At 66.4% G+C, this 11,649-nt stretch carries 7 protein-coding genes and 1 rRNA gene; all 8 read left to right on the top strand.

What is annotated here, in order from left to right:
- Nucleotides 1-9 precede the first annotated feature (9 nt).
- The 8 genes from rrf to E8F12_RS03800 all read left to right on the top strand — a co-directional run bounded on the left by rrf (nt 10) and on the right by E8F12_RS03800 (nt 11,583).
- A 5S ribosomal RNA gene (rrf, locus tag E8F12_RS03835) occupies nt 10-125 on the top strand.
- 324 nt (nt 126-449) lie between these two features.
- On the top strand, nt 450-926 hold the full coding sequence (locus tag E8F12_RS03830; RefSeq protein WP_280323977.1) for a chemotaxis protein CheW: 477 nt from the start codon (nt 450-452) through the stop codon (nt 924-926).
- Entirely contained in the window at nt 913-2,424 is a 1,512-nt protein-coding gene (locus E8F12_RS03825) for a CheR family methyltransferase (protein WP_280323976.1), read from the top strand. Before E8F12_RS03830 ends, E8F12_RS03825 begins: the two co-directional genes overlap by 14 nt.
- Nucleotides 2,424-3,026, top strand: coding sequence for a chemotaxis protein CheW (locus tag E8F12_RS03820; protein WP_280323975.1), 603 nt, complete (start codon nt 2,424-2,426; stop codon nt 3,024-3,026). The genes E8F12_RS03825 and E8F12_RS03820 overlap by 1 nt, the downstream gene beginning before the upstream one ends.
- A gap of 18 nt (nt 3,027-3,044) precedes the next feature.
- A complete protein-coding gene (locus E8F12_RS03815) occupies nt 3,045-4,676 on the top strand; it encodes a methyl-accepting chemotaxis protein (protein ID WP_280323974.1) in 1,632 nt (543 codons plus the stop codon).
- A 7-nt stretch (nt 4,677-4,683) separates the two neighbouring features.
- Entirely contained in the window at nt 4,684-6,885 is a 2,202-nt protein-coding gene (locus tag E8F12_RS03810; RefSeq protein WP_280323973.1) for a response regulator, read from the top strand.
- Nucleotides 6,886-6,928: 43 nt separating this feature from the next.
- Nucleotides 6,929-7,984, top strand: coding sequence for a chemotaxis protein CheB (locus E8F12_RS03805; RefSeq protein WP_280323972.1), 1,056 nt, complete (start codon nt 6,929-6,931; stop codon nt 7,982-7,984).
- Nucleotides 7,985-7,998: 14 nt separating this feature from the next.
- Entirely contained in the window at nt 7,999-11,583 is a 3,585-nt protein-coding gene (locus E8F12_RS03800) for an EAL domain-containing protein (protein ID WP_280323971.1), read from the top strand.
- Nucleotides 11,584-11,649 lie beyond the last annotated feature (66 nt).

The raw sequence follows: 11,649 nt of genomic DNA, 5'->3' as shown, positions 1-11,649 counted from the left end.
ACCGAATTGCTTGACGATCATAGAGCGTTGGAACCACCTGATCCCATCCCGAACTCAGTAGTGAAACGACGCATCGCCGATGGTAGTGTGGAGCTTCTCCATGTGAGAGTAGGTCATCGTCAAGCTCCTATCCCAAACCCCCGATACGCCCAGGCGTGTCGGGGGTTTGTCTTTGCGCGCGGGAAATGTCGGCTCAGGTGAATCCCCCGGCGCAGCCTGCAAACCTGCCGGCCTCCATCTATCAGTCGCACGGGCAGAGCCGGCAATTCATGGCCACGGTTAGCCTGATCGTGCCTGGTCTTTCCGAAACACGACTACTGTCCGCTGCTGCGTAGGTCTCTGCCGTTCAGACCGTACGAAGTTATCCATGGATCCCCATGCTTTTTCTGGACGCATGCTGGCCCTGAGCTACCTTCTATGACTAGAGCTAGCGGCAGCAGGATGCCTCTATGGATAGATATTTCGTGCTGCCGTTCTGGCTGGCGGGGCAGCACTTGGCGGTGAGCCTGGACTCGGTCGTCCGTGTGCTCCCCGCTTTGCTGTGGACGCCGCTCCCCGGCGCTCCTGATACGGTGTTCGGACTGGTCAACGTTCGCGGGCAGGTGTTGCCGGTGGTGGACCTGGCCCGGCGCTTCGCTTGGCCTTCGGCCACGCCGGCTCTCTGGCAGCCCTTCCTCTGGTTGAAGACGCAGCAGCGGGAGTTGCTGGTGCCCGTGGAGGCGGTGGAGGCCGCCGCCAGCTGCGCCGCCGAAGACTTTGCCCCCGCTCCCCATCCGCAGGTGCCCTCGGCGCTGCTCAAGGGTGTAGTTCGCACGGCCGAAGGGCTGCTGCTGATCCAGGATGTGGAGCAGGTGCTTTCCGATGCGGACGAGGAGCGTCTGGCCGAAGCCATGGTGCTTGCAAGGGGCGACCATGGACCTGATTGAGCCCATCTGCTCGGCACGGGTACTCGAGGTGCTATTGCACAAAGTCCACCAGCACCTGGGGCTGGATTTTTCCGGTGCGCGGCGCAGCGAGCTGCTACGCCGCTTCAGGCTGCTGGCCTTGGAACAGGGCCAGGCCGACTTGCCGACTTGGCTGGAGGCACTGGCCTTCGCCGAGTGGGACGAGGCCCAGGTGCAGGCGCTGACGCCGGTCTTCACCGTGGGCGAAACCTATTTTCGTCGCGATGCCGAGGCTTTCGACTGGCTGGCCCGCCAGCATCTGGGACCGCTGATCACGCGGCGCCGCGAGCAGGGCTATCGGCACCTGCGAATCTGGAGCGCGGCCTGCTGCACGGGCGAAGAGGCCTACAGCCTTCTGTTTCTACTCGATGACCTGCTGGGCAAGGATCGCTCCAGCTGGTCGATCGAGCTTTTTGCCAGTGACCTCAACCAGGGTTTCCTGGATCGTGCGGAACAGGGCCGCTACGGCCAAAACGCCTTCCGCCGCAACGAGGACGAGTTCCGCCAACGTTACTTCCAGGCCGAGGGCAGGTACTGGCGGGTCAAGCCGGCATGGCGCGGGCGCATCCGTTTCTTCCGTCACAACCTGGTGCAGGGCCGCCTGCCCAACGCCGAAAAGGGGCTGGCGGAGCTGGACCTGATCCTCTGCCGCAACGTGCTGATGTACTTCTCCCCGGAGCAGTCCGCCGGCGCCCTGCGCCGCCTGTTGAGTTGCCTCACCGCCGAGGGCCTGCTGCTGCTGAGCGCGGTGGAGGCGGGACTGGCCACCCAGGCCGGGTTCAATGGCTTCTGGGCCGGTAGCAACTGCGCCCTGCGGGCCGGAAGCCGTCTGCCACATCGGCCGGCCGTGACGCCGCCGCTGCCACGGGTGGAGCAACCTTTCCTTTGGCAGCCAGTGTCCGCGCCGCAGGCGAAGTGGTCAGAAGCGACGCCGCCGCCGAGTGCCCCGGAGCTTCCCCAGCAACGCGGCTGCGACTCGCTCTGGCAGCGGGCCCGGCAGGCGTTGGAACAGGGGCGCCATCCACAAAGCCGGAAAATCCTGCTGGAGTACCTGGCCAGCTCCGGACTGACCCAGGCTGAAAGGCACCAGGCCTGCCTGCTGATGGTGCGCAGTTGGGCCGACGAGCAGCGCGGAGACGACGCCGATTCCTGGCTGCAGCGTGCCCTGGCGCTGGACCCCACCTCGGCCACTGCCCACTGGCTGGCGGCCATGTTGGCGCAACAGGCCGGCGATGAGCCGGCCACCCTGGTGGCCCTGCAGAAGGTGCTGTACCTGGACCCCGAATTCATCCTCGCCCACTTCCACCTGGCCCGGCTGCTGCGCGCGCGCGGGCAGCAGCCAGCCAGTGACAAGGCACTGCGCAATTGCCGCGAGCTGCTCGGCCGGCTGCCGCCCGAGGCCCCGGTGCCCGAGGGCGATGGCCTGAGCTGTGTGCAGTTGCTGCGGCTCTGTGAACAACTGATGGAGGCGAAACCCTGATGGGCGAGACCCGGGAAGGTGATTGGGCCCAAATCCACGAACGCCTGGCGGAGTTCGAGCGGCGCATCGACAGCGGCTTCGCCATCAGCCCCGAGGCCCGCGAGGAGCGGCTGGCCGCGCGTAGCCGCGAATGGGCGCGCAGTACCGCGCAGGAACAGCCGGACGCCTGGCTGGAGGTGCTCTGCTTCAATCTCGGCCAGGAGGTCTACGCGGTGGAGGCGCAGCATGTCTCGGCGGTCCTGCCGCTGCCGCAGTTCACCCCGCTGCCGGGTACGCCGCCCTTCGTCCTGGGGATAGTCAACGTGCGCGGGCACATTGTCTCGGTGCTGGATCTGCGGGTGTTTTTCGAGCTGCCCATGGAGGGCATTTCCGACAAGAACTTCCTGGCGGTATTGCGCGGGCGGGAGATGGAGTTCGGCCTGCTGATCGATCGGGTGCAAGGCATCACGCGCATCCAGCGCGACAGCCTGCAGAGCGGCCTGGCAAACCTGACAGGGATCAGGGCGAACTATTTGCTGGGGGTCACCCCGGATCAATGGACGGTGTTGGACGGTGCGCGCCTGCTGGGGGACTCCAGCCTGCGCATCGATGCAGCCGATTAGGCACAAGGAGAAAGAACCATGCTGGGCAATCTCATGAACCTGCGGATCGGCAACAAGCTGATGCTGGCCTTCGCGGCCCTGATCCTGGCGTTCGGTTTCCTGCTGTTCAACACGCTGGAAAGCTTCTCCAGTCTGCAGGCGCAGGAGGCGGCGCAGTTCAAACGGCGTTACGTGCGGATCTCCGACGTGAAGGAGCTGCTGCTCAACCTCACACTGCAACGGGTGGAGCTGCTGCAGGCACTGAACGACGGCTCGATCCAGGGCCGCGACGACAACCTGCAGCGCAATACGGAGGCCAACGACAAGCTGCTGGACCGCCTGCGTGAGGCGGTGGTGGATGACCAGCAGACCGTGGAGCTGCTGGACCGGATGAAGGCCCTGCGCGCCGACTACCTGCGCGTTCGCGACGAGGAGGTGCTGCCGCTGATCGCCAGCGGCCGCCAGGAGGAGGCGCGCAACCTGATCGGTGGACCGCAGCGCCAGCGGGTGGAGAAGATCTACGACCTCGGCCAGGAGCTGGTGACCATCACCGACAAGCGCATTACCGCCGGCATGGAACAGTCGGCTCTCATGCTGGAGGCCCTGCGAGAGCGGACCTTCTACTACAGCCTGGTCCTGGTGCTGGTCACCGGGCTGTTGGCCTGGCTGCTCAGCCGCCATATCGCCCAGCCCCTGGCGCGCCTGACCGGCTGGGCCGAGCAGATCGGCCGTGGCGAAATCCCCCGGGAGATTCCCAACACCACCCGCCAGGACGAGGTGGGCCGCCTGGCCCTGGCCTTCGTCAACATGAGCCGCTACCTGCGCGAGCTGGTACAGGAGTTGAACGAGGGCATCTCGGTGCTGGCCACCGCCAGCGAAGAGATCCTCGCGGTCACCACCCAGGTCGCCTCGGGTACCCAGGAAACCGCCACCGCCATCAGCGAGATCGCCACCACGGTGGAAGAGGTGAAGCAGACCGCCGTGCTCTCCGGCAACAAGTCCCAGGCGGTCACCGCAAGCGCCGAGCGCACCCGCCAGGTCGCCCAGGCCGGGCGCCAGTCGGTGGAGGAAACCCTCAAGGGCATGAGCCAGATCCGCGCGCAGATGCAGGCGGTGGCCGAGAGCGTGATGCGCCTCGGCGAACAAAGTCAGACCATCGGCGAAATCGTCGCCTCGGTGAACGACCTGGCCGAGCAATCCAACCTGCTCGGGGTCAACGCCTCGATCGAAGCGGTGAAGGCCGGTGAGGCCGGCAAGGGCTTCTCCGTGGTGGCGCAGGAGGTGAAGACCCTGGCCGAGCAGTCCAAGCAGGCCACGGCCCAGGTGCGCGGCATCCTCGGTGACATCCAGAAGGCCATGACCAAGGCGGTGCTGCAGGCCGAAGAGGGCAGCAAGTCGGTGGAAAGTGGTTATGAACGGGCGCAGGTCAGCGGCGAAGCGATCCGCACCCTCAGCAGCAGCGTCGAGGAATCCAGCGAGATGGCCCTGCAGATCGCCGTCACCAGCCAGCAGCAGATGATCGGCATGGACCAGATCGGCACGGCGATGGAGAACATCCGCCAGGCCAGCCAGGACAACGTCGGCGGGACCCGGCAGGTCGACCTGGCGGCGCGCAACTTGCACCAGCTGGGTCTGAAACTCAAGGGACTGGCAGCCCAGTTCAAGTTGTGAGATTGCCATGAGCCTGGATCGGGAAGCCCTCAGACAGCGCCTGCTGGCCAGTTTCCGCAGCGAGGCGGAAGAGCGCCTCGGCGTACTGGCCGATGGTCTGGCCAACTGGCGCGAGGCTACGGCTTCGGTGGATTCCATCGAGTCGTTGTTTCGCGAGGTGCACAGCCTCAAAGGCGCCGCGCGCGCGGCCGGGCTAGCGGCCATCGAGCAGCTCTGCCATGCCTGGGAAAGCCTGTTGGCGGCGGTACGCCACGGCCGCCTGAGCCTGACGCCGGAGCGGGTGGAGCTGTGCCGCCATACTCTCAAGGCCGTGCAACGGCTGCATGGTGGCCAAGCCCTGGATGAGCATGACCAGCAGCGCTTGATCGAGAACCTGGAAGCCGCCGCAGATGGCGATGCGATCGAACTGCCGGGGGAACTGCCTCCGGCCGTGGAGTCGCTCCCGGCGGACCCGGCGACCGTGCGGGTATCGGCCCAGCGCCTGGACGCCCTGCTGTTCCAGAGCGAGGCACTGCTCCAGCACAAGTTGGAGGCCCAGGCCCATGCGCGGAGCCTGCAGGCCCATATGGCCGCCTTCGAGCCGCAGCGCACCAAGCGCCTGCTCAGCGGCGGGGTGCTGCGCCAGTTGCGCGAGGGCCTGGACGAGCTGCCGCCGGGCACGTCGGATGCCCTCAAAGGTGTGCTCGACTACCTGGACTGGAGCCTGCTGCAGCTGGACCGCCTGCACTTCAACGCCAGTCGCCTGGCGAGGGCCGGTAACCACCTGGCGCAGGGCCTGGAGCAACTCTCCGGCAGCCTCAACGACGAACTACAGCGAGTCCTGCTGCTCTCCGGCAGCGCCCTGGTGGAGGGCTTGCCGGCCATGGTCCAGGATCTCGCCAGCCAGGCCGGAAAGCGTGTCGACCTGGAGGTGAAGGGTGCGAGCCTGCAGGTGGACAAGCGCATCCTCGACGAGCTGCGCATTGTGCTCACCCACTTGCTGCGCAATGCCATCGACCATGGCCTGGAGAAGCCCGAGGTGCGCAGCCGCATCGGCAAGGAGCCGACGGGCCGCCTGGATCTGGAGCTGATCCAGGAGTCGGCGGACCGCTTCGAGCTGCGGGTCAGCGACGACGGCGGCGGCATCGACCTGGAGCGGCTCAAGGCCAGGGCGGTGTCCAGCGGCCTGCTCGGCCCGGAACAGGCCCAGACCCTGGCGGACCCCGAGGCCGGCAAGCTGATCTTCGCTTCGGGGCTGTCCACCAGCCAGATCATCACCGACCTCTCCGGGCGCGGCCTGGGCATGGCCATAGTGCAGGAGACGGTGGAGCGGCTGGGCGGGCGCATCGAGGTGGAGTCCCGTGCCGGCAAGGGCACCTGCTTCCACCTGCACCTGCCGCTCAGTCTGTCTACCTTTCGCGCCGTGATAGTGCGCGATGCCGAGCGGGTCTTCGCGGTTCCGGCACTGGCGGTGGAGCGTTGCCTGCGGCTGCCGCTGGACGCCATGAAGACCCTGGAGAACCGGCCTTCGGTGACCGTGGACGGCGAAGTGCTGCCGCTCTGGACCCTGGCCGAAGTGCTCGGCCTCGGCCACCTGGAGCCGGGCGAGGGCGACCTCACCCTGTTGCTGTTGAAGGTGCGTGGCGAGCGCTTCGTGCTGCTGGTGGAGGAGTTGCTGGGGGACCAGGAGATCATCGTCAAGGGCCTTGGCCGGCAGTTGGTACGGGTGCGCAACCTGCTGGGCGCCACCGTGCTGGGGGACGGCCAGCTGGTGCCCATCCTGCACCCGGGGGACCTCTATCGCAGCGCCCTGGAAACCCAGGGTTCGAGCTTCGCCCAGCAAGACCAGGCGCGCCCCGGCAGCGCGCGCCAGCGCCTGCTGATAGCCGAGGACTCGTTTACCTCGCGCGGTCTGCTGAAGGCGATCCTTGAAGGCGCGGGTTACCAGGTGACCACCGCCAACGATGGCCTGGAGGCCTGGAATGCACTGAAACAAGGGCAGTTCGACCTGCTGGTGTCGGATGTGGAAATGCCCAGGCTGGACGGTTTCACGTTGACCCGCCGGATTCGCGCCGACCGCGAGATGGCCGGGTTGCCGGTGGTGCTGGTGACGGCGCTGCACTCGGCCGAGGACCGCGCCCGTGGCCTGGAGGCCGGCGCCAATGCTTACCTGGTGAAGAGTGGCTTCGAGCAGGACAGCCTGCTGGACGCCATCCGCCGGTTGATCTGAGGGGAGCGTCGATCAGGGGATCGGCGCCAAGGAGAGGCAGGCCATGCGCGTACTGATAGTGGATGATTCGCCGGTTGCCCGCCTGCTGCTGCGTGCGATTTTCGAGGGTGAGGGATTCCTGGTCAAAGAAGCGGGCACCGGGGAGGAAGCGCTCAAGCTGCTGCTGCGCTTCACCCCCGACATCATCACCATGGATGTGCACATGCCCGGCATGGATGGCTACGAAACCACCGAGCACATCCTCGAGCGCTACCCGCTACCGGTGGTGGTGCTCACCGCCAGCGCCAACGCCTATGCCTCGGCCACCGCCATGCGCGCCCTCGAGGCCGGCGCCCTGGCGGTGCTGGACAAGCCCGGCGGCCCGGACTCCGAGGATTTCAACGAGCGGGTCGGTGAGCTGTTGCGTACCGTGCGCAGCATGTCCCAGGTGAAGATAGTGCGGCGCCCGCGCAAGGCCAATGGCGAGCCCGCGCGCCAGCAGACGCTCGCCGAGCTGGTGGCGCAATGCGTGCAGGCGCCGCCGCAGCTGGTGGCCATCGCCGCCTCGGCGGGCGGACCGGCGGCGCTCAAGAGCCTGCTGGAGCGCCTGCAGCGGCCGCAGCCCTGGCCGCTGGTGCTGGTGCAGCACATAGCCACGGGCTTCCTGCCGAGCTTTCGCGACTGGCTGGCGACGCTCACCCATCTGCCGGTGCTGATTGCCGAGGACGGCCGGGAGCTGGCGCCGGGGTGCCTCTACCTCGCGCCGGATGGCTATCACCTGGGCTTCGCCGGCAAACGTCGGGTCGCCCTGGACGGTGGCCCGCCAGAGGAACTGGTGCGGCCCTCGGCCAACTACATGTTCCGCTCCGCAGCACAGCATTTCCGCGAGCGGGCCATTGGCATCCAGCTCTCGGGCATGGGCCGCGATGGCGCGGAGGGATTGGCAATGTTGCGCCGCAGCGGTGCGCTGACGCTGGCGCAGGAGCCTTCCAGCGCCATGATCGATTCCATGCCCCAGGCCGCCATTGGCCTGGACGCCGTCCGACAGGTGTTGACGCCGGACGGCATGGCCGCCTTGCTCAACCTGATTGCCGAACGCCTGGCCGCAAAAGATGCATGAATGGGAGAGACACCATGTACACGGATGCTGAAATCCTCGTAGTGGAGGACAGCCCGACCCAGGCCACCGAGCTGCAGTACATGCTCGAAGCGGTCGGCTGCCGGGTGCGTGTCGCCCGCAACGGCGTCGAGGCGCTGGGGATGATTGCCGAACGGCGACCGACAATCGTCATCAGCGATATCGTGATGCCGGAAATGGACGGCTATGAGCTGTGCCGGCAGGTCAAGGGCTCGGCCCAGACTCAGAGCATCCCGGTGATCCTGGTCACCTCCCTGGCCGATGCCCGCGACGTGGTGCATGGGCTCGCCTCGGGCGCCGACAACTTCATCGTCAAGCCGTTCGACGAGAAGTACCTGATGTCGCGCATCCGCTACTTCCTGGTGAACCTGGAACTGCGCACCCACGAACGGGTGCAGATGGGCGTGGAGGTGGTGCTGGAGGGCGAACGGCATTTCATCACCGCCGGCCGCCAGCAGATCCTCGACCTGCTGATCTCCACTTATGAGCAGGGCGTGCGGCTGAACCACGAGCTGCAGGTCAAGCACGATGAACTGGCCCGCAGCAACTCGCTGCTCAACTGCCTGTTCCACTTCACCAGCGGCCTGACCGACGCCCGCAACGAGCAGAACGTGATAGACGCGGCGCTGCGGCGCATCCTCGAATTTCCCGACGCTGGCGGCGCCTGGCTGCTGATGGCCGACTCGCGGGATCCGGAAAGCTCGGTGCGCCTGGCCGGCTCCCGTGCGCGCGGCCGCGACTATGGCCTGGACGCCCTCATCAGGTGCGTTCGCGATTGCCCGTGCCGGCACGCCTGGGTCAGCGACGGCCTGAGCGCGCCCTGCAATATCCAGGGCTGCCCGGCGCTGGCCAGCCTGCCAGGCAAGCCGGTACACGCGAGCATCCCGCTGCTCCTGGGCGGCGAGATCATCGGCATGCTCAACGTGGTGCAGCGCGATGCCCAGGCCTGGCCCGAGGAAGCCCTCAACGCCCTGGCCTCCATTGGCCGGCAGCTGGCCATGGCCCTGGGCCGGGTGCGCCTGTTCGAGAGCATGGAACAGCTGGTGGAGCAGCGTACCGAGGCCCTGGCGCAGAGCGAAGCGCTGCTGCGCAACGTGCTCGACAGCCTGCCGGTGGGCGTCCTGGTGACCGACCGGCAGGGCCGGCTGATCATGAGCAATCCGGAGAGCAGCCTGATCTGGGGCGGGCCGCATCCCAGCGCTGCGGAAGGCTACAGCCAGTACCGCGGCTGGTGGGCCGACAGCGGCGAGCCGGTGACGGCGAGCGACTGGTCAGTGATGCGCGCGGTGCGGCAGGGGCAGGTATCGCGCAACGAAGTCATCGACATCCAGACCTTCAAGGACGGGCACAAGACCATCCTCAACTCGGCGGTACCCTTCTTCGACAATAACGAGGTGATCCAGGGCGCCATCGTGGTGTTCCAGGACATCACCGAACAGCGGCGCCGCGACCTCGAGATGCGTACCCGCACGCGGGCGGTGGAAGCCAGCGTCAACGCGGTGGTGATCACCGACAACGAGCAGCCCGACCAGCCGATCGTCTACGTCAACCCGGCTTTCGAACGCATCACCGGCTACTCGGCCGAGGAAGTGCTGGGGCGCAACTGCCGCTTTCTCCAGGGCGAGGAACGCGATCAGCCGAACCTGGGCAACATCCGCCGGCTTCTGACGGCCCAGGAGGAGGGCGGGGCGCTGCTGCGCAACTTCCGCAAGGACGGCTCGGAATTCTGGAACGACCTCAAGGTGTCGCCGGTGGTGAACGACCGCGGCAAGGTCAGCCACTTCGTCGGCATACTCCACGACATCACCGAAGCCAAGCGCTACCAGGAGGAACTGGAGCACCAGGCCAACCACGACAGCCTCACCGGCCTGCCCAACCGCAACCTGCTCAGCGACCGCATCAGCCAGGCCATTGCCTTGGCCGCGCGCAACCACAGCCGCTTCACCCTGGCCTTCATGGACATCGACCGCTTCAAGGTGGTCAACGACAGCCTCGGCCACAACGCCGGCGACCAGTTGCTGATCCAGGTCGCCAATCGCCTGCGGTCGCGGGTGCGCGAGATCGACACCGTGGCGCGCCTGGGGGGCGACGAATTCATCGTGCTGCTGATGGAAACCGACCAGTTGGGCGAGCAGGTGGCCTGGCTGGAACGCCTCAAGCAGAGCATCGCCCTGCCGGTGATGCTGGACGAGCAGGAAGTGGCGGTGAGCTGCAGCATCGGCTTCTGCTGCTACCCCAGCGACGGACGCGACGCCATCACTCTGCTGCGCAATGCCGACACCGCCATGTACCAGGCCAAGCACCAGGGGCGAAACCGTATCTGCGCCTTCATGTCGGAGATGAACGACCAGGTGCAGAAGCGCCTGTCCATGGAGCGGGAAACCCGCCTGGGCCTGCAGAACCAGGAGTTCATGGTGGTCTACCAGCCGCAGCTGGACCTGCAGAGCGGGCGCCTGTGCGGCTTCGAGGCGCTGGTGCGCTGGAACCGCAGCGGCAAGATGGTCAGCCCGGATGAGTTCATTCCCCTGGCCGAGGAAACCGGCTGGATCGTCTCCATCGACTTCTATGTGTTCGAGATGGTTTGCCGCCAGCTCAACATCTGGCGCGAGGTGTTCAACCAGGGCCTCAGGGTGGCGGTGAACTTCTCCGCCATCAGCTTCACCGAGACCGACTTCATCGAGCGCGTGCTGGGTCTGCTGAAGGTCCATGGCATCCCGCCGCACTGGGTCAAGATCGAGCTGACCGAAAACATCCTGATGACCAATGCCGACGATGCCCTGGTGAAAATGCGCGTCCTCAAGGCAGAGGGCATCCGCTTCTCCATCGACGACTTCGGCACCGGCTATTCGTCGATCGGCTACCTCAAGCGCTTCCCCTTCAGCCAGCTGAAGATCGACCGCAGCTTCATCACCGATGTGATCACCGAACCCGATAGCGCCTCCCTGGTGCGCTCGATGATCACCATCGGCCACAACCTCGGCATCCGGGTCATCGCCGAAGGCGTGGAGAACGTAGGGCAGTTGGGCTTCCTGCGTGCCGCCGGCTGCGACGAGCTGCAGGGCTACTACTACTCGCCACCATTGCCGCCCCAGGCCTGCCTGCAGTTCCTCCAGGAAGGCTCGGCGCTGACCTTGCCGGCCAACATCCTCGACGGAGACGAGCGTTTCCTGCTGGTGGTCGATGGCGACCCCGACACCTTCGACGCGCTGCGGCGGACATTGCGCCTGGAGAGTTACCGGATGCTGATCGCCGATTCCAGCGATGCGGCGCTCAACCTGATGGCCACGCAACGGGTGGACGTGGTTCTGACCGGCCTCAGCCTGACCGACATGGACGGTGTTGAATTCCTGCGGCGGATCAAGGTGATCTACCCGGAAGCCATCCGCATGGCCCTCTGCGGCGCCACCGAGGTGGGCAGCATCCTCAAGGCGGTGAACGAGGGAGTGATCTACCGCTTCGTCACCCGCCCCTGGGATCCGGACGACCTGCGCAATCAGCTGCGTGATGCCTTCCAGCAGCGCGACCTGCATTGCGAGGTAAAACGCATGCGTCAGCAGCTGGGGCGGGCGCCGGGGCGGTAGCGGGATGTGGTGGGGCCGCTGCGCGGCCCTTTCGCGAATGAATTCGTCCCTACAGGGACGTGCCAG

Source organism: Pseudomonas sp. BN102, from assembly GCF_029871245.1.
Classification (GTDB): Bacteria; Pseudomonadota; Gammaproteobacteria; order Pseudomonadales; family Pseudomonadaceae; genus Metapseudomonas.
The sequence above is the reverse complement of the archived record's forward strand: the minus strand, read 5'-3'. Positions and strand labels throughout refer to the sequence as shown.